Source organism: Jejuia sp. G7-7 (assembly GCF_055808955.1).
In genome coordinates this window covers 326,821-346,885 of record NZ_JBVVSZ010000002.1, presented here as the reverse complement: position 1 = coordinate 346,885, position 20,065 = coordinate 326,821, and the positions used below count along the sequence as shown (strand labels likewise).

Genomic DNA, 20,065 nt, shown 5'->3' with positions numbered 1-20,065 from the left:
TTAAACACCACTAAAAGCACTAAATCCACCATCAATAGGAACAATTGTACCAGTAACGAACGATGCAGCATCACTCATTAACCAATGAATAGTGCCATTTAATTCATCAGCATCACCAAAACGTTTCATAGGAGTATTGCTTATTATTGTATGTCCTCTTTCTGTGAAACTACCATCTTCGTTAGTTAATAATGCACGATTTTGATTGCCTATAAAGAAACCAGGTGCAATAGCATTTACGCGAATTTTATCGCTAAATTTAAGAGCCATTTCTGTGGCCATCCATTTTGTAAAAATATCAATTGCAGCTTTAGAAGCAGAATATCCAACAACTCTTGTAATAGCTCTTGAGGCTGTCATAGAAGAAATATTAATAATACTACCAGCACCTTGTTTTGCAATAGCTTCTCCAAATATTAACGAAGGCAATACAGAACCATCTAAATTTAATTCAGAAACTTTTCTGAAATCTTCCATTTTAAGATCAAAAATAGTTTGATCTACACCAATAGTTGCTCCAGGCATGTTTCCGCCAGCGGCATTAATTAATACGTCAATACGTCCAAAAGTTTCTAATATTTCAGTTTTGGCTTTTTCTAAATTTTCTTTATCCAAAACACTTCCTGAAATTCCTATTACATTATCGTTTATTTGTTTCAATTCCGCAACACGGGTTTTTACCATATCTGGAATTAAATCTAATATTACAATTGTTGCTCCAGAACTTAGTAGGTAAGAAGCCATACTTCCGCCTAAGGCACCGGCACCACCAGTTATTACTATTACTTTTCCTTTAATGTTAAATAGATTTATTGTACTCATTTTTTTGTTATTTTAACTGTTAATGGGGTATTCATTTTTTTAGCAAAGTTGCTTAAATACTGTTCCCATTCATATTGATTTTTAAACTGCTTGCTTTTTTGCCACGTAAAACCTGCGTAATATTCTGTTTTGCCATTAATGACTTTTAAATGCGCAAAAGCATTACTCAAATCTTTTTGTTTGGTATCATATTTTTCATAACCTGTGTAATACATAGGTATAGAAACTATGGCTGTACCAATCTCAGAATCGGCATGTGGCTGCCAATAATTTACCCAAGTTTCATCTTTATGAGAGGTTACCACACCATCTTTTTCATGGAGTGTTAAACCTGCAGAAATAGAATCTACACCTTGAATAGATATTTCAAATTTTGAAAGATTATTACCGTAATCTAAACTGATGGTTTTAGATTCTTTTATTAGTGTACCATCAGCATCCCATACACCATAATCTAAAATGAAGCTGGCGCGTATAGGGCCATTTGTAATTGTTTTATAGTTGATAAAGTTTTTTGAAATATAATACGTACTGTCTTTTTTATAAGCAGTACCACCAACGCCACGACTACTACCTACATGAAAATTATCTAAACCTTCGCCTGTATCTTCATGATAAGTACCTGTTTTTTCGGTGTATTTTTTATACCATTTATCAATTATGGAATAATCTACTCGTTTTAACCAAGCATCAATACCACTAGAAAGTGTGCCTTCTTTTAGCTTGTTTTCAAATCTATATTGCGCATTTGGGCCGTAAGTTCTAAAAGCTACTTTGTTGTTTTCCCAAGCATAATCATCGGTGCGTTCTGGTACAAAACGAGAATAACATATTTTTTCTTCAGCTGAATTTGTGTCTTTAGGAAGAGTTACCAATTGATAATCTGCAGTTGCATTAGCTTCAATACTCGGCTGAAATAACAATACATCATTACTACCGTCGCCATCTGTATCAACCAATTGTGATGTCAATAATTTATTAGTTGAAACATCTTTAACTCCCAAGTTATCGATAGTTTCAACACCCAAATTAGATTTTGAAATTTCAACAGTTTCAAATTGTCTGTCTAAATCCAGAGCATTTGAAATTTTGATCGTAATAGAATTCTCTTTTTGAGAACAGGATAGTATTGAGAGCAAAAGAATGCCGATTGAAAAAATCTTAATTAGTTTCATTTATTGAAAATTTATAATTAGCTTATTCAAGTATTAATTGGTTTATTTGATAAATGCCATTATGGGCTTATCTTAAATCAGGTATGTTAGCAACGTCCATATCAGAATAGTCTAAATTCTCGCCAGCCATTCCCCAAATAAATGTGTAATTACTTGTTCCTGAACCTGAATGGATAGACCATGGAGGAGATATTACAGCTTCATCACTTTGCATCCAAATATGGCGTGTTTCATCAGTTTGTCCCATAAAATGGCATACAGATTGTCCTTCTGGAACTTCAATATAAAGATACACTTCCATACGTCTGTCATGAACATGTGCTGGCATAGTATTCCAACAACTTCCGGATTTTAGTGAGGTCATTCCCATTTGTAATTGGCATACATCTACAACACTATTCACAATATATTTTCTTAAAGTCCTAGCATTTGCAGTTTCTGGCGCACCAAGCTCTACGACTTCAACATCGTTGATTCCTATTTTTTTATTTGGGTAAGCTTTGTGAGCAGGCGTAGAGTTAATGTAAAATTTGGCAGGATTATCTGCTGAATCGCTAGAAAAAGATACATCTTTATTACCTTGGCCTATATATAGTGCTTCTCTATTGTCTAGATTGTATAAAGTACCATCTACCGAAACTATACCACTACCTCCTATATTTATTACGCCTAATTCTCTTCTTTCTAAAAAATAAGATGCTTTTAAGGGATCAATAGTTTCAAGTTTAATATTTTGTTTTACGGGAATAACACCAGCAACAATATATCTGTCGTAATGTGAATAGACAAAATTAAGTTTGTCATTTTCAAATATATTCTGAACTAAAAATTCATCTCTTAATTCTTGAGTGTCCATTTTTTTTACTTCTCTTGGTGAGGCTGCATATCTTACTTCAAAGTTTTGTTCCATTGTATTGATTGTTTTTTATGAAATTTCAGTAAAAATAGTAATTTTATTTTAAAATACAATCGATTGTATTTTTATTTTTTTATATATCTTTACAGAGAATCTCATTATATATTAACTTTAACTTTTAAATAGTTTTAAATGAATTGTTTTTTTATCGTTTGCCAAAACAACTTTTGTTATCTATTCTAGTGACTGTTTGTTTTGTTTTGCCTAGTCTTGGGCAGTCTATTAATTCTAAGTCTGTTAGAAAAGAAATGAAACGTGTTGCAGATTGGCAAATTGAACATTTTAGAGATACTTATAGTGGAAGGGAAAAACCACATCATATTGCAGATTGGACCAATGGTGCACTTTATGTTGGTATGGTTAAGTTTGCTGAAATGGCTAAAGACGACCGATATTATAATTGGTTAAAATCTGTTGGGGATGAACAAAACTGGAAATTACACTACAGGAAATATATGGCAGACGACCATGTTGTTGGACAAATGTATCTAGAATTATTTAGAAAATATGGAGATACAGCCATGGTTAAAGGTGTGCAAAAAGGATTAGATTATATTTTAGAAAACCCAAGTAAGCAACCCATTACTTTAGATAAATATAAGCATTTACAGCGCTGGACATGGTGTGATGCACTATTCATGGGGCCTCCACTTTGGGCGAAATATGCTAAAATTTCTGGAGAGCAGAAATATACCGATTTCATGATGCGTGAATACAAAGCCACTTACGACCATTTGTTTGATGAAGCTGAGAGTTTGTTTTACCGTGATAACAGTTACATTGGAAAACTAGATGGGGGTAAAAAAATATTTTGGTCTAGAGGAAACGGATGGGTTTTTGGCGGTTTAACTTTGTTAATGGATGAGTACGAGCCAGATTCTAAGGAATACAACTATTTTAAGGATATTTATTTAAGAATGGCTAAAAAGTTGATAGAAATACAAACTGAAGACGGGCATTGGGCAATGAGTTTACTGAACGATGATTCGTATCCAACACCAGAAACTAGTGGTACTTCTTTTTTTGCCTTCGGATTAGCATGGGGTGTTAACAATGGTTTATTGGATAAAACCACTTATGAGCCACATGTAAAACGTGCTTGGAATACTTTAAAAAATTATATTACAACAGACGGTATGCTAGGATATGTGCAACCTATTGGTGCTGCGCCCGGAGAAGCTTGGGCAGATAAAAGTGAAGTTTATGGTTCAGGGGCTTTTTTGGCGGCTGGGGCAGAAGTTTATAAACTGTATAAAAAATAGTTGACAATAATATGCACTCAGGAAAAATTACTATTCATGACATTTCAAAAGCACTAGAAATAGATAGCTCTACGGTATCGCGAGCATTAAATGATAGTCCTAGGGTTTCTGAAAAAACAAAAGCAAAAATACTAGCAAAGGCAAGTGAATTAGGGTACCAACGTAATATTTTAGCTTCAAATTTACGAACCAATAAAACCAATACAATTGGTGTTGTGGTACCTAGAATTTCTAGGAATTTCTTTTCTAATGTAATTGCTGGAATTGAAGAAACTGCTTATGAGTCAGGGTATAATGTTTTGATTTGTCAGTCACTTGAAAGTTTAAATCGAGAACAAAAAATAATGGATACATTACTGTCAAACAGGGTTGATGGCGTTTTAATTTCTATTTCAATGCAAACTACGTCTTTTGAGCATTTGAAGCCTTATAAAAGTTTTGGTGCTCCTATAGTTTTTTATGACAGACCATGTGGTTTTGAAAATTGTACCAGTATAAGTATAGATGACTTTGATGCTAGTTTTAAGGCTACTGAGCATCTAATTCATCGAGGTTGTAAAAATATCATTCATTTTGGTGGGCCACAAAACATAGAATTATATCAAAATAGAAAAAAAGGGTATATAGCTGCTTTAGAAAAACATGGATTAAAATATGATGAATCATTTTGTTTGATTTCAAAACTAACGGAACTAGATGGGACTTCAATGGCTAAAAAAGTTTTGAAACTTAAAAATGTTGATGGTATTTATTCAGGAAATGACACATCTGCAATTAGCGCTATTCAATATTTTAAGCAGAAAGGTATAAGAGTTCCTGAGGATATTGCGATAGTTGGATTTAATAACGATCCCATTTCTGCGGTAATAGAACCATCTCTTACAACCATAGATCAACCCGATTTTGAGATGGGAAAAAAGGCAGCTACAGTATTGATCAATCAAATAAAAAATAAAACTATTGTAGTAGAATCTGTGACTTTAAAATCGAAATTAATCATTAGAAATTCAACTAAAACTATATAAAGACAACTATATGAAAACATTTAAAATACTTGCATTCGTAATTATTTCTTTTTGCCTTTCGTGTAAAAAGGAGGTTAAAAATGAAAGTAAAACTGAACGAAATCCGCTAGAAAAAGCGGAACAACAATTTTTGCTATTATTGGCAGAAGCAGAAAAAATAATCGAATTCCGAGAACTGTTAATAAAGAAGGCGAGATGCATTGGACAAACCCTAAATTTGATTGGACTGAAGGGTTTTTCCCAGGAAGTTTATGGTATTTATTTGAACATTCAAAAAATGAAAAATGGAAAGCTGCTGCCGAAAAATTTCAAGCTCAATTTGAAGACCATAAATACAGAACGAACAATCACGATTTAGGATTTATATTTAATTGTTCCTATGGGAATGGTTATCGACTAACAAATAATAATGCGTTTAAAAATGTGATGATAACCGCAGCAGATTCTTTGTTAACAAGGTTTAATCCTATTGTAGGTTGTATTAAAAGTTGGGATGTAGATGGCGGTTGGCAACAAAAAAGAGGGTGGCAATTTCCAGTTATTGTTGATAACATGATGAATTTAGAATTATTGTTTAAAGCAAGTGAATTTACCGGAGATTCTAAATATAAAGAAGCAGCGATTACTCACGCTAATACAACTATGAAAAACCATTTTAGAGCCGATAATAGTTCTGTTCATGTGGTAGATTATAATCCAGAAACTGGAGAGGTAAGAGGAAAACATACGGCGCAAGGTTATGCAGATAATAGTTCTTGGGCTAGAGGACAGGCTTGGGGTGTTTATGGTTACACCGTTTGCTATCGCTATACAAAAGATGAAAGATACTTGCAGCAAGCTGAAAAAATAGCGAAATACATTATGAACTATAAAGGCTTACCTGAAGATGGTATTCCATATTGGGATTATAACGCGCCAAATATTCCAAATGAACCACGAGATGTTTCGGCTGCAACTATAACAGTTTCTGCGTTGTTAGAATTAGATGAATATTCTCAAGAATCGTATACATCATTCATAGATAAAATAATGAATGCGTTAGCCTCTGATGCCTATACTGCAGCATTAGGAGAAAACAATAATTTCATCTTAAAACATAGTGTGGGAAGTATTCCTCATGGAAATGAAATTGATGTGCCACTTAACTATGCCGATTACTATTATTTAGAAGCATTGTTAAGATATAAATCGAATTAATATGAAAAAAATTATAGGATATTTAAGCTTAATTTCAATTTTGATTTTTAGTTGTAACGCACAAAAAAACAGTTTGGGAGGATTTTGTTGCAGCAAAAAAAACTGGAGCAACTCCAATTTTGCCAGATTTCTCTTATGCAGGTTATAAACATAGCGAAGTGGCGATCCCAACTCTAGATTACCCTGTGTTTGATATTACAGACTTTGGTGCAAAACCTAACGATGGTATTTCTGATAAAAACGCTATTAAAAAAGCAATTGTAGCAGCATCAGAAAAAGGAGAGGGCATTATTTATTTTCCAAAAGGCACCTATCATATCAATACAGAAGACGATGATCAAAGTATCATTAGAATATTATCTTCTAAAATAGTGTTTAGAGGAGAAAATCAAAACAATACAGTTCTGTTTTTTGATAGAGATTTACCACCTGCAGATCCTAAAAAATTATGGACATGTCCTTCTGCCATTCAAGTAAAAAGTTTGCAGAAAGATGAGTTTATCACAAAAATAGTAGCCAATTCTAAAAGAGAAACCAAAAGTATCAAGGTAGAAGACGCCACAAAACTAAAAGCTGGAGATTGGATAAGTATAGAAGTTCTCAATACAGATAAAGATTTGGTAGCTTACGATATTAGTCCGTTGGAAGTTGACAAAGCTTGGAAACGGTATTTAAATGAGGGTGTTGGCGTGAAGGAGCGTCATCAAGTAGCCTCAGTAAAAGGTAATACGCTAGTGTTAAAATCTAACATTCATTTCGATATTCAATCAAAGCACAATTGGGAAGTTCATTCTTTTAAAAACGTCAACCATATTGGTTTTGAAAATTTAACATTCGAAGGCAATTGGACCAAAAAATTTGTACATCATAGGTCTGCACAAGACGATGGTGGGTGGAGTATTTTAAAAATAGGAGACGCCGTAAATTCTTGGATTAAAGATTGTAAATTTAAGAATGTAAGTAATGCAGCCAGTTTTTCAAATTCTGCAAATTGTTCAGCATTAAATGTTGTGATTGATGGAAATCTGGGGCATAGTGCCATTCATTCATCACGGTCTACACATATTTTAATTGCTAACTGTAACGACATTGCAGGTATGCACCATTCTTTTGGGGTTGACGGCAATACATCAGGAACGGTAATTTGGCGTTCTAAATATGCAGCACATACCTGTTTTGAAGCACATGCCTCTCAACCAAGATGTACACTTTTTGATAAAGTTGAAGGTGGTTTTTTTCAAGGAAGAGCAGGAGGAGCAAGACAAAATCTTCCCAATCATGGGAGGTATTTAGTACTTTGGAACTATAAAGAAATAGATGAAGGGGAAGAAGACTTTCGGTTTATTGCCACAGATACATGGTATTGGAGAATTGTACCTCCAATTATAGTAGGATTTCATGGTGCTGGAACTACGTTTCATGAAAATGAAGTTCAAATATTAGAGAGTGTAGGTGCTCCTGTAGAGCCAGAATCCTTATTTGAGGAACAGTTAAAATTACGATTAGGAACATTACCAAATTGGATTAAAGACATTAAAAAGTAAAAAATGAATTTTAAACACATCATTTTAATCGTAATTCTAGGGAGTTTTTTCAACTGTAAAAACAAAGCAGAAGTAGTTGAGAGTATTGATGATAGACCAAATATTTTAATCGTCTTTCCAGATCAATTAAGACGGTATAGTGCTGGTTTTTGGTCCGAAGCTCCATACAAGGATTTTGCACAGGGTAAAGGCGACCCTGTGGTTACTCCAAACTTTGATAGGCTTGCTAAAAATGGTATTGTATTTACTAATGCCGTAAGTAATTTTCCGTTGTGTAGTCCGTATAGAGGGATGATGCTTTCTGGAATGTACCCAGAACAAAATGGCATTTGGAACAATTGTAAAGTAGGTAGAAACCATAGCTTAAGAAATGATATAGAAATAATTCCAGATTTGTTTTTTAAAGCAGGTTACAATACTTCTTATTTCGGCAAGTGCCATTGGTTAAAAAACGACCCATTATTTGATGAAAACGGAAATTATATGGGGACAATGGAAGCTCCAGGCGGGCACCATGTTAATCTTTACGACACCTATATTCCGCCAGGAAAAACAAGACATAATATTGAATATTTTTATCAAGCCTTAAAAGATGAACATTTTAATCCGAGAGTTTACTCCAACGACCCAGATGCTATTGAAGGTAAAAAGGATGGAGAATTACATTTGCCAAAGATATTTTCTGCTAAAAATGAAGCTGAAAAAATTATTTCATATTTAAAAAATGAAAAAGGGAAACGAGATAGTAATAAGCCCTTTTGTATGATATGGTCTATGAATCCGCCACATAATCCATGGGATGATGAAAATACAGATATGGAAACGTTGCATAAATATTATGATACAGATAAATTTCCGGAAATAGACAATGATTTTGTGGTCAGAGAGAATGCCAATTTGGAAGTGGCAAACTATGCACGCCATTATTACGCCAATGTTACAAGCGCAGATAAATATATAGGGCAGGTTTTGGATGAGCTTGAAAAAATGGGAGAATTAGATAATACTATTGTGATGTTTAGTTCAGATCATGGCGAGATGATGGGAAGTCATTCCAAAACTGGAAAGAATGCGTTTGAAACGGAATCTTTAGGTATTCCATTTATTGTGCATTGGCCTAAAGGATTAAAGTCTGGAATTGAAGATGTTTTGTTTGGAGCTCCTGATGTTTTACCAACTGTAATGGGTTTAGCGGGATTAAAACATAACATTCCTTCAGTAATTGAAGGAATTGATTATTCATCATTATTACTAAATCCTGAAGGGAATACTATAGAAAAACCAGAAGCAGTTTTATTAATGTTAGGTAATTCAAGAGGCGTTTTAACTCAGAGGTATACACTTTGTCTTAAAGAGAATAAAAAGCCATGGGATAATCATGGCGTAAAAAAATTGATGAAGCCTATTTTTATGACAATCTTAAGGACCCTTATCAGCTCAATAAAATTAAGATTGAGGAGCAACCTGAAGTTTCTAAAGAGTTACTTGTTAATTTAGGAACGCTTTTGAAAAAGACCAATGACCCTTGGTTTAAACAGAAGAAGTATGCTGATTTGATTGGTTATTAAAAGTTAGTATTTGAGTCCATATGTGAGTTAGGTTTTAAATAAAAATCGTATTATTGTATTTTGTATACAAAATACAATAATGTTATTATGATAGAATATACAGATTTAAGTCAACCTATATACAAGCGCTTAAAAGAAATGATTCGCAATGGCGAATTAAAGCAAGGCGAAAAAATAATTCAAGAAAAAATAGCTGAACAATTAGGAGTAAGCAGAACACCTTTAATGAAGGCATTACTAGCTTTAGAAAATGAATATTTAGTAGAAAGTATTCCAAGAAGAGGCATGTATTTGAGGGTTTTAGACTATAAAGAAATTATAGATATTTATGTGTGTAGAGAAGCATTAGAAGGTATGGCAGCGCGATTACTTGCAAATAGAAAAGATCCTTCTATAGTAAAAAAGTTGAAAGGATGTTTTACACCATTTATAAATAATGAAACAATTGATGAAAATGATTATGCAGAAGCTGATGAGGTGTTTCATTCTTTACTAATAAAATTAACAGGAAATGCACCTTTAGATAATATTTATTTTTTCAGCAACATTCATGATAAAGTTGTGGGGCATGGTTTGGTGCGACAACCAGAAGAAACGCTAAATGAACACTTTGAAATTATAGAAGCTATTGAAAAAGGAGAAGCAGATAAAGCGGAAAAATTAATAAGAGCTCATATTAACAGATCAAAAGAATTATTAATAAATCAATATAAAAACCAAGAAAGTGAATAATTACAAAATTGCAGTTGTACCAGGAGATGGTATCGGAAACGAGATTGTACCAGAAGGATTAAAAGTTATAAATGCTGTAGCAAAAAAGCATAATTTTTCAATTGATACTGAAGAGTTTGATTGGGGAGCTGGTTATTATTTAAAAAACGGTAAATTTTTACCAGATAATGGCATGGAAAAACTTAAAAATTTTGATGCTGTTTATTTTGGTGCCGTTGGGTTACCAGCCGTCGACGATACACTTCCTGCAAAAGATTATACTTTTAAAGTAAGAACAGATTTTAATCAGTATGTAAATTACAGACCTGTTAGAACCTATCCTGGTGTTACACGTCCTCTAAGAAGTGAAAAGCATATAGATTTCGTTATTGTTAGAGAAAATACTGAAGGCGAATTTGTACAAGTTGGAAGCCAATATTTGCCAGATTCTGAAAATGGAATGGGTGTAGATACTAGTATTTTTACAAGAAAAGGGATTGAGCGTGTGGCACATTATGCATTTAAATTAGCGCGTACTAGAAGAAAAAATGACTCATATTACAAAGTCAAATACTTTAATTAATAGCTTATCGTATTGGGATAGAGTGATTAAAGAAGTAGCTGTGCAATACCCAGATGTAGAGCACCAACAAATGTATATTGATAATTCTACTGCAATGTTTGTTTTAAAACCTGAACAGTTTGATGTGGTTTTAACAACTAATTTGTTTGGAGATATTTTAAGTGATTTAGGTGGCGCAATTATGGGAAGCCTTGGTTTAGGTGGAAGTGGAAATATCAATCCAGAGAAAGAATTTCCATCAATGTTTGAACCTATTCACGGATCTGCACCAGACATTGCAGGGAAAAATATTGCAAATCCTTACGGGCAAATTTGGTCTGCTGCCATCATGTTAGAACATTTAGGTGAAGTAGAGGCTGCTAATAATATCATGGAAGCAATTGATAAATCTACTTCGGCAGGTGTATTGACTGTTGATTTAGGCGGAAATGCAAGTACTTCAGATGTTGCTGATGCTGTAGTTTCAAACCTATAAATAATATAAAAATGAATAAGGTTGTAGATCTTACAATGTCATATTATAATGGTATTAATGGTTTTTCAAAAGAAATTGCGAAAACCAAAGATAAAGATGGATGGAATGCTAGTACGTTAACCTTCTATTCTCATGTTGGAACTCACATGGATGCACCCTTTCATTTTAATGTTAGTCATCAAACTATTGATGAAATCCCTGTTTCAGATTTTTTAGGACGCGCTTGGGTTGTAGATGCAAGACAAGTTGGTTCTAAAGGATTGATTACGGTTGAACATATTCCAGAAACTATCACTAAGAACTTTGTTCCTGGTGATAGTTTAATTATTTGGACAGATTGGTCGCAATTTGCAGGAACTGCGAAGTATAGAGATGGGTTACCTAGAATAAGTGAAGATTTAGCATATTGGTGTATAGATAATAAAGTGAAAATGATTGCTGTTGAACCACCGTCGGTAGCTGACGTAAATAATCTATCAGAAGTCACTAAAATCCATGAGATTCTACTAAAAAGCGTAGTAATTATTGAAGGGCTTACAAATATCGATAAGCTGGAATCTGAGTGTGTGGAGCTTATAGCACTCCCTTTAAAAATTAAAGACGGCGATGGAGCTCCTGCAAGAGTAATAGCAATTGAAAGGTGTTAATGAGCATAAGTTTAAAACATATTTCCAAAGGTTTTCCAGAAGAGGATAAGTATGATTATCGCACTAAGAATAGGCAACTATTCAAAGAGTTAGATAAGGTGTGCATTGTTATTGATGATGACCCAACTGGAAATCAAACAGTATACGAAATTCCATTACTTGCAAATTGGAGTTTGGAGACATTTATTAAAGAGTTTATTGAAGATACTCCCGTGTTTTTTGTTTTAACTAATTCTAGAAGTTTAGGTACAAAAGAGGTTTCAATAATTTATAAGGAAATCGCGGAAAACATCTTAAAAGCTTCAAAATTAACACAACGGCAATTCTCAATAATTAGTAGAAGTGATTCTACGCTAAGAGGTCATTTCCCTTTAGAGCCATCAACGCTTCAAAAGAATTTAAAATTAGAAGAAGCTATTACCGTATTTATTCCTGTGATGTTTGAAGGAAAGAGGGTTACGGTAAATGATGTTCATTATATTCAGGATGATGATGTACTTACTCCCGTAAACGAAACACCTTTTGCTCAAGACCACTCCTTCAAATATTCAAAAGGAGATTTGAAGGAATATATAGAAGAAAAATCAAAAGGAAAAGTGAATGCTTCTGATGTATTTTCATTTTCATTGAAAGACATTAGAAATTTAGATGTTAATATTTTAGCCGAAAACATTCTAGAAATACCATCGCAATCTTACTGTATTTTCGATAGTTTGAATTATTACGATTTAGATAAAGTGGCACAAGCACTTTTGTTGGCTGAAAAAAACGGTAAAAGCATAATATACAGAACATCAAGCTCTTTTGTGCCTTCATTTATTGGACAAGAACCTCAAGCATTATTAACTGCAGAAGCTATTTTGGATAAAAGAAATACTAATGGAGGTTTAATTATTGTTGGGTCGTATGTAAAAAAATCTTCAGAACAATTGCAAAAAGCGGTGTCTCTTTTTTCAAAAGGAAATACCGTAGAAGTTGATGTTGAAAGAGTTTTATCTGAAGATGCTTCAAATTATATACAATCAATAATTGAAAGTATAGATTATAGTTTAAAACAAGGCCATGATGTGATTGTCTATACCAGTAGAACATTAATAACTGGAAAGAATGAAAATTTAACCATTGAAATTGCTAGTAGAATTTCCCAAACATTAGTTGATTTAGTTAGAGGTATTTCTACTAAACCAAAATACCTTTTAGCAAAAGGAGGCATTACATCACACGATTTGGCGACCAAAGGTTTGGATATGGAAAAGTCTCAAGTTTTGGGGCAAATTCATCCCGGAATTCCATTATGGGAAATGGGTACAGAAACTAAATTTCCTAATTTACCTTACATAGTTTTTCCGGGAAATGTAGGCGATGAAAATACACTTAAAGCAATCATTCAAAAGTTAACCAATTAACGGACTAACCATCCACTAACTAAACTAAAAGAGATATGATTAAAAATTCTAAACGTTACCGATTTTTTAGGTTCCTTTCTTATCACATTACTTCTGTATGTAGATAGGGTTTGACATCTCTTCAGCTAAAGATTCAAATTACAACCGATTTAAGTTTAACCGATATACAGATGGGTTGGGTTTTGAGTGCATTCGCTTTGGGCTATGCTTTATTTCAAGTTCCAGGTGGCGCTTTGGGTGACAAGTATGGCGTTAGAAAAGTAATGACGGTAATTATGGTATTATGGTCTATTTTTACATCTTTAACAGGTGCAGCATGGAATTATATATCAATGCTATTTTTAGGTTTATTTTTGGAGCTGGAGAAGCAGGAGCATTTCCAAATATTTCGAGAGCCGCTTTTTCGTGGGTTCCCACTAAAGAACGTGGCGCATTTCAAGGTATAAATTTTTCAGGTTCTAGATTAGGCGCTGCATTTGCATTACCATTAGTAGCCTATTTAATTGATGCTTGGGGATGGCGAAATATCTTTTACTTTTTGGTGTTGTAGGTATTTTATTTGCTGTTTTATTCTATGCGTTTTTTAGAAATAAACCAGAAGATCATTCAGGATTGTCAGATGTAGAAAAAGACTTTATTGTTAAAAATAGACAACAACAAGTTGAGAAAAAAGGGGGTAATTTAGCTTTAAGTACAATCTTGGGTTCAAAAAATGTTATTCTAATAATGATACAATATATTGGTAGTAACTTTATTTTCTTTTTTATGCTAACATGGTTGTTTCCTTACATAAAAGATAAATACAATTTAAGTTTAGTAGCTACAGGCTTTTATGCAATGTTACCTTTATTGGCTGGTGCACTTGGGAATTGGGTGTCTGGATTTACCGTTGATGCTATTTACAAAACAGGAAAATGGAAATTATCCCGTCAATTACCTGCAACTATTGGATTTATTTTAGTAGTAATTGGTATACTTTCTAGTTTGTACATGGAAACTGCTTTAGGCGCTGTTTTGTGCTTATCTATTGCAATTTTGGTGCAGATATGACCTTGAGTCCTTCTTGGTCATTTTGTATGGATATTGGCGAAGAAAATTCGGGAAAAGTTTCAGGTATGATGAATATGGCAGGAAATATTGGTTCATTTACAACAGCCTTGGCATTCCCGTATTTACAAGAGTGGACAGGGTCTAACGAACCATTTTTCTATGTCGCGGCTGCACTAGGATTTGTGTCAATATTCTGTTGGTCATTTATGAATCCTAATAAAAAATTAAGTGATGCAAACTAAATTGAAAGGGGTAGCTATTGGGGCAGGTTATTTTAGTCAGTTTCAATATGAAGCATGGAATCGTATTCCTGAGGTGGAAATTACAGCCCTTTGTAATTCTAATGCTGAGAGAGCTAATGGGATTATGACGAACTATGGTGTTAAAAATCATTATACGGATTATAAGGAAATGATTCTTAAAGAGAAACCCGATTTTGTGGATATTATAACGCCTCCAGAAACGCATTTTGAAATGTGTAAGTTTGCTGCAGATAATGGAGTCCATATCATTTGCCAGAAACCATTAGCCCCAACTTACGAGGAATCTAAAAAAATTGTGGATTATGTATCCACCAAGAATGTGCGTTTTGTAGTGCATGAAAATTTTAGATTTCAGCCATGGCATAGAGAAATAAAGCAATTAATTAAAAATGATGTTATTGGCAATTTATTCAATTTAAATTTTAGATCTAGAATGGGAGATGGTTGGGGAGAAGATGCCTATTTATCAAGACAACCTTATTTTAGAGATTATAAAAAGTTATTGATTTATGAAACTGGTGTGCATTTTATAGATACATTCAGGTATCACGCAGGCGAAGTAAAAAATGTATTTGCCATTTTAAAGCGATTAAATCCAGTCATAAAAGGAGAAGATTCTGGTTTGATGATTTTGAATTTTGATTCAAATGCAACAGCAATTTGGGATGCTAATCGTTATAATGAGAATAATTTTAAAACCTCTAGGTATACTTTTGGTGAGTACTTGATTGAAGGTTCCAAAGGTACAATTCGCTTATATTCTGATGGAAAAATAACCATTCAAAATTTGGGAAAACCAGAAGCAGAACACAGTTATACTCACAATAATATAGGTTTTGCAGGAGATTGTTGCTATATATTTCAGCGTGATTTCATAGATAATTTAATATCGAATAAGCCCTTTGAAACAGATGGGTTAAATTATTTAAAAACATTACAAGTACAAGAAGCTGTGTATGAATCTGCAGAAAAGAATACATCTATTTCTTTAATTTGATAATACTAAATCTTACAGAGATGTTTTAAGCTCTATTTTTGTAAATTGCGTATTCTTTAAATGAATCGATAACCTCATGGTAACCTTAAAGCAGCTAGCAAAAGAATTAAACGTTTCTATTTCAACAGTTTCTAAAGCGCTAAATGATAGTGAAGAGATTGGAGATGAAACAAGAAAGCGGGTTAAAGAATTAGCTGCTTCATATAATTATAAACCTAATAAAGTTGCGCTGAGTTTAAAACAAAACAAAACCAAAACTATTGGCGTAATTATCCCAGATATTTTAAATCACTTTTTATCTAAAGTTTTGTTTGGTATTGAGCGAGAAGCAAATTTATACGGCTATAATATTATAACTTGCATCTCTAACGAATCGTTGCAAAAAGAAAAAGATAGTTTAGAGCTTTTGGCTAACGGAAGTGTTGATGGTTTTATTATGAGTTTAGCAGAAGAGACTCAAGTTAAAAATGAAATTCAACATTTTAAAGATACTATTGCTCAAGGCCTACCTCTAGTAATGTTTGATAGAGTTGCTCATGATGTTTTGTGCGACAAAGTAATTGTAGATGATTTTGAAGCGACTTATAATGCTACCAAAAGTTTATTTGCAGAGGGCAGAAAGCATATTGTTTTTATAAGTAATATAGATGATATTAGCGTTGGAAAGTTAAGAGAGAGAGGTTATAATAAAGCCATTTTAGAATCTCAAAAGTTTGAACCAATAGTTTTAAAAATAAAGAAAGGAGAAGATACCCAGCAGAAGATAAAAAACTCTTTAAAAAGAATAAGGGAATTGATGGTGTGGTAGCTGCCGATAGTGCATCAGGCGTTATTGCAATAAATACAGCAGTTAATCTAAAACTGAAAGTACCAAAAGACATATCGGTTGTTGGTTTCTCTAGTAAATCAGTTTCAAACCATTCTATTCCAAAATTATCAATAATAAGACAACATGCTAAGAAAATAGGAGCAAAGGCTGCTCAACTTCTCATAAAAAGACTTGAAATGAATTCAGGGGAGGTAATAGATTATTCTACTAAAATTGTAAAAACCAGTTTTGAAAAACATAAATCTACTTTGTAATACTTGCTTGAAAAGTATTATTAGTCTTAGAGTTAAAAACACACTCGATAATAGTTTATAAGCCTAAAATATCGACGAAAAGTAATTTTAAATGTTTTTTATCGATTAAAATGGTATTTCAACGATTTTATTGTTATGTCACTATTCTTTAATACTACTTTAGCACCAGTTATTAGGCACACATTTTTCCCCTCAGCCAAATAACATAATTAATCCTTTTTTGACCCAAGGTCTAATTCCCCTCAAAAGTATAATAGCTTCGTTTGTTTAATAGACATTCGATTTTAAATTAATTATTCCATTTTTCCCTTGTTTAAGATTTAGAAAACTAAATCCTATTCGATTTTACATGTATTTGTAATAAAAAATGAAATATAATTAACCTTTAAAATTGAATATTTATGAAAGCCCTAAAAATTACATTAATCATGGCATTATTGTTTGCATCTTTTACGTCTTGTGTAAAACAAGATTTAAATGAAGATGATTTATTAAAAGATAAAGAAACTGAAACAGCTTATACAGGAGGAGGAGTTGATCAATAATAAATAATTTACTTAAATAGTTAAAAAACTCATTGCCAAACGCAATGAGTTTTTTTATTGATATTATTAAAAATTATAGATACATTTGAAGGAATCGCAAATAGTATTGAGTTTTTGAAATATACAATACCCCTTATAATCGTTTTATTATTCACGCTTTCTTTTTTTGCGCAAGAGAAAACCAATTTGCAGAAAATAGATTCGCTTAAAAAACTAGTTTCTTATAATAAGGTTAACGATTCTTTGTCAATAGCTAAGATTAATTATGATATTGGAGAGTTTTACAGATTTAATTTTTTAGGAGATAGTGCATATTACCACTACTTTAAAGCCGAGAAAGTTTTTAAAAAATTGAGTGATGATTTTCTAACTGCAAAAACACTTTATGGAATAGCGGTAGTCCAAAAAAATGAAAAAGATTTTACCGCTAGCGAAGTAACATCATTTGAGGCTTTGACATTATTAAATCGTTTACAACAGTCGAAAGAAGTTAAAAAATACAAATCGTATGTTTATAATAATCTAGGATTACTCTTTGGAGAATTGGGACAATTTAAGGAGTCAGTATCCTATCATAAAAAAGCAATTGAATTAAAAAAAGAATATGATTCTATTAATTCGTTTAACATTAATATTTCAATAAATAATCTAGCACTTTCTTACAAGAAATCTGGTAATTATGAATTGGCATTGAAATACTACGAGTGAAATTTTATCTAACAGTAGCTTGGTTAAGCTAAATGCAAATTTTTATGCTTTGGTTCTTGATAATTTTGCACATACAAAGTATTTGTCTAAAGATTATAATGAACTTCCTCAATTATATTTCAAAGCCTTAAAGGTTGCAGATAGTGTTAACCCAAAAGGAGGCTACAACTCTATCATAATTAATCAGCATTTGGCTAAATACTTCTACGATAAGGACTTGAAAGATTCAGCTAAAAATTATGCTTATACTGCTAAGCGAATTGCCGAAAAATATTCTAAAGATGAACTATTAACTTCAATGTTTTTATTGTCTGAAATTGAAGAAGGAGAAAAAGCAACACAACATTTAAAAGATTATGTAAAACTTAGTGATAGTTTACAAAAAGCAGAGAGATCAATTAGAAATAAATTTGCAAGAATTCGATTTGAAACGAAACAAATTGAAAATGAGAATATACGTATTGGAAGAGAACGTTTATGGCTTATAATTATCTCTGTTATTTTAATGGTTTCGGCATTACTTATTTATGTAATTATTTCGCAACGCTCAAAAAATAAAGAATTAGTGTTTACCAAACAACAGCAAGAAGCTAATGAAGAGATTTACAATCTTATGCTAGGAGAACACGAAAAAATTGAAGAAGCTCGAGCCTTAGAGAAAAAGCGTATATCTGAAGAGTTGCATGATGGCGTTCTGGGGAGACTATTTGGTACGAGATTAAGTTTGGATAGTTTAAATATGAGCAATTCTAATGAAGCAATTACTACCAGAGGTCAATATATAGCTGAACTTAAAACAATCGAAGATGATATTAGAAAGGTCTCTCATGAATTAAACACCGATTTTATTTCAGGATCAGGATTTATTGATCTAATAAAAACATTAATTAAAACACAAACTACTGTTTATAAGTTAGATTATGATTTTAGTGACGATGATAATATAAATTGGGATGCAGTTTCTAACAAATATAAAATTCATATTTATAGAATGTTACAAGAAACGTTGCATAATATTTATAAACACGCAAATGCTACTATAGTAGATATTAGTTTTAAATTAAAAAATGATGTAATTTGCTTGTTAATAAAAGATGACGGTTCTGGATTTGATGTGAATAAAGCCAAATCTGGAATAGGATTAAAAAATTTGAATTCGAGAATTAATGAGGTAGAAGGTAAACTTCATATTGATTCCGAGAAAGATAAAGGTACAACAGTTATTATTGAAGTACCTATTAATTACCAACAGTATGGCGACTGAAACTATAAAAATATTAATGATAGACGATCACCCTATGATTATTGAAGGGTATCAAAATACATTACTATTCACTAAAAAGGAACACCAAGAATTAAAAATAGATATTGCAAATAATTGTGATGAAGCTGTTACTTATATGGATAAATCTGTTGAGTCAGAAACACCATATGATCTTTTATTTGTAGACATTAGTTTGCCGCCTTCAACTGATGGTAAAATGAGTTCTGGAGAAGATTTAGCTGAGTATGCTCGAAAGGTTTTACCAGATGCTAAAATTGTTATTCTCACAATGTTTAACGAGTCTTTTAGAATTCATAACATCATGAAAAATATTGACCCAGAGGGGTTTTAATAAAGAGTGATTTAACATCTAGTGAATTAGCAAGCGCATTTCAAGCAGTACTTAATAACCCACCATTTTATAGTGGCACAGTTAATAGTTTTATAAGAAAATCTATTACTAGTGATATAGTTATTGATGATAGAAATAGAAAAATTTTGCACTTACTATCTCAGGGTGTTAAAACTAAGAGTTTAGCTACTCATCTAGACATTTCTTTAAGTGCTGTAGAAAAACGAAAAAAACAATTAAAAGAGATATTTTCTATTGAAGATGGCAAAGATGAAACACTATTAAGTGAAGCTAGAAACAAAGGATTTATATAGCTATTATTATTATTCATCTAGTGTAAATTTTAAAATAAATAAAAAAAAGTTGCTTTTTTTTGACTTCAAAAAGGTCTCTTTTAGTACATTCTACCTAGAAACCGTAAACATGTTACGGTTTTTCCACAGTTCAAAAGAGAAACTTATCAGTACATTTG

The 20,065-nt window shown here is 32.3% G+C and carries 20 protein-coding genes and 2 pseudogenes; 19 read left to right on the top strand and 3 right to left on the bottom strand.

Annotated features, from left to right (window positions below):
* From AC0L5U_RS11720 to kduI, 3 genes are all read right to left on the bottom strand, one after another.
* Entirely contained in the window at positions 1-822 is an 822-nt protein-coding gene (locus AC0L5U_RS11720; protein WP_473416588.1) for an SDR family oxidoreductase, read from the bottom strand.
* Positions 819-1,997 (bottom strand): DUF4861 family protein, encoded by a 1,179-nt coding sequence (locus AC0L5U_RS11715; RefSeq protein WP_473416587.1) that lies wholly within the window; start codon positions 1,995-1,997, stop codon positions 819-821. The genes AC0L5U_RS11720 and AC0L5U_RS11715 overlap by 4 nt, the downstream gene beginning before the upstream one ends.
* Positions 1,998-2,064: 67 nt before the next feature.
* The gene (kduI, locus tag AC0L5U_RS11710) at positions 2,065-2,907 is read right to left on the bottom strand and encodes a 5-dehydro-4-deoxy-D-glucuronate isomerase (protein ID WP_473416586.1); all 843 of its coding nucleotides are present in this window, start codon (positions 2,905-2,907) and stop codon (positions 2,065-2,067) included.
* 173 nt (positions 2,908-3,080) lie between these two features.
* Here kduI and AC0L5U_RS11705 point away from each other — a divergent pair, with 173 nt between their 5' ends.
* The 19 genes and pseudogenes from AC0L5U_RS11705 (at position 3,081) to AC0L5U_RS11615 (ending at position 19,907) form a co-directional block, all read left to right on the top strand.
* Positions 3,081-4,175: a glycoside hydrolase family 88/105 protein gene (locus tag AC0L5U_RS11705; RefSeq protein WP_473416585.1), complete on the top strand. Its 1,095-nt coding sequence runs from the start codon at positions 3,081-3,083 to the stop codon at positions 4,173-4,175.
* 11 nt (positions 4,176-4,186) lie between these two features.
* Complete coding sequence (locus AC0L5U_RS11700) at positions 4,187-5,200, top strand: LacI family DNA-binding transcriptional regulator (protein ID WP_473416584.1); 1,014 nt, start codon at positions 4,187-4,189, stop codon at positions 5,198-5,200.
* A 195-nt stretch (positions 5,201-5,395) separates the two neighbouring features.
* Positions 5,396-6,397, top strand: a complete 1,002-nt coding sequence (locus AC0L5U_RS11695; protein WP_473416582.1) for a glycoside hydrolase family 88 protein — start codon at positions 5,396-5,398, stop codon at positions 6,395-6,397.
* A gap of 119 nt (positions 6,398-6,516) precedes the next feature.
* Positions 6,517-7,941: a DUF4955 domain-containing protein gene (locus AC0L5U_RS11690; RefSeq protein ID WP_473416581.1), complete on the top strand. Its 1,425-nt coding sequence runs from the start codon at positions 6,517-6,519 to the stop codon at positions 7,939-7,941.
* Between the two features lie 3 nt (positions 7,942-7,944).
* Positions 7,945-9,438, top strand: coding sequence for a sulfatase family protein (locus tag AC0L5U_RS11685; RefSeq protein ID WP_473416580.1), 1,494 nt, complete (start codon positions 7,945-7,947; stop codon positions 9,436-9,438).
* A gap of 158 nt (positions 9,439-9,596) precedes the next feature.
* Complete coding sequence (locus tag AC0L5U_RS11680; RefSeq protein ID WP_473416579.1) at positions 9,597-10,241, top strand: GntR family transcriptional regulator; 645 nt, start codon at positions 9,597-9,599, stop codon at positions 10,239-10,241.
* A pseudogene (locus tag AC0L5U_RS11675) lies at positions 10,234-11,278 on the top strand (tartrate dehydrogenase). Before AC0L5U_RS11680 ends, AC0L5U_RS11675 begins: the two are co-directional and overlap by 8 nt.
* An 11-nt stretch (positions 11,279-11,289) precedes the next feature.
* Complete coding sequence (locus tag AC0L5U_RS11670; RefSeq protein WP_473416578.1) at positions 11,290-11,925, top strand: cyclase family protein; 636 nt, start codon at positions 11,290-11,292, stop codon at positions 11,923-11,925.
* Positions 11,925-13,331, top strand: coding sequence for a four-carbon acid sugar kinase family protein (locus AC0L5U_RS11665; RefSeq protein ID WP_473416577.1), 1,407 nt, complete (start codon positions 11,925-11,927; stop codon positions 13,329-13,331). The genes AC0L5U_RS11670 and AC0L5U_RS11665 overlap by 1 nt, the downstream gene beginning before the upstream one ends.
* A 170-nt stretch (positions 13,332-13,501) precedes the next feature.
* Positions 13,502-14,381, top strand: a pseudogene (locus AC0L5U_RS11660) (MFS transporter).
* Entirely contained in the window at positions 14,348-14,623 is a 276-nt protein-coding gene (locus AC0L5U_RS11655; protein WP_473416576.1) for a hypothetical protein, read from the top strand. Before AC0L5U_RS11660 ends, AC0L5U_RS11655 begins: the two are co-directional and overlap by 34 nt.
* Positions 14,613-15,641 (top strand): Gfo/Idh/MocA family protein, encoded by a 1,029-nt coding sequence (locus AC0L5U_RS11650; RefSeq protein ID WP_473416575.1) that lies wholly within the window; start codon positions 14,613-14,615, stop codon positions 15,639-15,641. Before AC0L5U_RS11655 ends, AC0L5U_RS11650 begins: the two co-directional genes overlap by 11 nt.
* 76 nt (positions 15,642-15,717) lie before the next feature.
* Complete coding sequence (locus tag AC0L5U_RS11645) at positions 15,718-16,449, top strand: LacI family DNA-binding transcriptional regulator (protein WP_473416574.1); 732 nt, start codon at positions 15,718-15,720, stop codon at positions 16,447-16,449.
* A complete protein-coding gene (locus tag AC0L5U_RS11640) occupies positions 16,443-16,724 on the top strand; it encodes a substrate-binding domain-containing protein (RefSeq protein WP_473416573.1) in 282 nt (93 codons plus the stop codon). The genes AC0L5U_RS11645 and AC0L5U_RS11640 overlap by 7 nt, the downstream gene beginning before the upstream one ends.
* 401 nt (positions 16,725-17,125) lie before the next feature.
* Positions 17,126-17,269 (top strand): hypothetical protein, encoded by a 144-nt coding sequence (locus AC0L5U_RS11635; RefSeq protein ID WP_473416572.1) that lies wholly within the window; start codon positions 17,126-17,128, stop codon positions 17,267-17,269.
* A gap of 186 nt (positions 17,270-17,455) precedes the next feature.
* Positions 17,456-17,977 carry a tetratricopeptide repeat protein gene (locus AC0L5U_RS11630; protein WP_473416571.1) on the top strand — a complete coding sequence of 174 codons (522 nt, stop codon included), beginning with the start codon at positions 17,456-17,458 and terminating at the stop codon, positions 17,975-17,977.
* 49 nt (positions 17,978-18,026) lie between these two features.
* The gene (locus AC0L5U_RS11625) at positions 18,027-19,241 is read left to right on the top strand and encodes a sensor histidine kinase (protein ID WP_473416570.1); all 1,215 of its coding nucleotides are present in this window, start codon (positions 18,027-18,029) and stop codon (positions 19,239-19,241) included.
* The gene (locus AC0L5U_RS11620) at positions 19,204-19,593 is read left to right on the top strand and encodes a response regulator (RefSeq protein ID WP_473416569.1); all 390 of its coding nucleotides are present in this window, start codon (positions 19,204-19,206) and stop codon (positions 19,591-19,593) included. The genes AC0L5U_RS11625 and AC0L5U_RS11620 overlap by 38 nt, the downstream gene beginning before the upstream one ends.
* 146 nt (positions 19,594-19,739) lie before the next feature.
* Positions 19,740-19,907 carry a hypothetical protein gene (locus AC0L5U_RS11615; protein WP_473416568.1) on the top strand — a complete coding sequence of 56 codons (168 nt, stop codon included), beginning with the start codon at positions 19,740-19,742 and terminating at the stop codon, positions 19,905-19,907.
* The last annotated feature ends 158 nt before the right edge of the window (positions 19,908-20,065 follow it).

What these genes read in the sequence shown, in the direction of transcription:
- AC0L5U_RS11720 (WP_473416588.1), bottom strand. Translation starts at nt 822, where the DNA reads ATGAGTACAATAAATCTATTTAACATTAAAGGAAAAGTAATAGTAATA.
- AC0L5U_RS11715 (WP_473416587.1), bottom strand. Translation starts at nt 1,997, where the DNA reads ATGAAACTAATTAAGATTTTTTCAATCGGCATTCTTTTGCTCTCAATA.
- kduI (WP_473416586.1), bottom strand. Translation starts at nt 2,907, where the DNA reads ATGGAACAAAACTTTGAAGTAAGATATGCAGCCTCACCAAGAGAAGTA.
- AC0L5U_RS11700 (WP_473416584.1), top strand. Translation starts at nt 4,187, where the DNA reads ATGCACTCAGGAAAAATTACTATTCATGACATTTCAAAAGCACTAGAA.
- AC0L5U_RS11695 (WP_473416582.1), top strand. Translation starts at nt 5,396, where the DNA reads ATGCATTGGACAAACCCTAAATTTGATTGGACTGAAGGGTTTTTCCCA.
- AC0L5U_RS11685 (WP_473416580.1), top strand. Translation starts at nt 7,945, where the DNA reads ATGAATTTTAAACACATCATTTTAATCGTAATTCTAGGGAGTTTTTTC.
- AC0L5U_RS11680 (WP_473416579.1), top strand. Translation starts at nt 9,597, where the DNA reads ATGATAGAATATACAGATTTAAGTCAACCTATATACAAGCGCTTAAAA.
- AC0L5U_RS11670 (WP_473416578.1), top strand. Translation starts at nt 11,290, where the DNA reads ATGAATAAGGTTGTAGATCTTACAATGTCATATTATAATGGTATTAAT.
- AC0L5U_RS11665 (WP_473416577.1), top strand. Translation starts at nt 11,925, where the DNA reads ATGAGCATAAGTTTAAAACATATTTCCAAAGGTTTTCCAGAAGAGGAT.
- AC0L5U_RS11650 (WP_473416575.1), top strand. Translation starts at nt 14,613, where the DNA reads ATGCAAACTAAATTGAAAGGGGTAGCTATTGGGGCAGGTTATTTTAGT.
- AC0L5U_RS11645 (WP_473416574.1), top strand. Translation starts at nt 15,718, where the DNA reads ATGGTAACCTTAAAGCAGCTAGCAAAAGAATTAAACGTTTCTATTTCA.
- AC0L5U_RS11635 (WP_473416572.1), top strand. Translation starts at nt 17,126, where the DNA reads ATGAAAGCCCTAAAAATTACATTAATCATGGCATTATTGTTTGCATCT.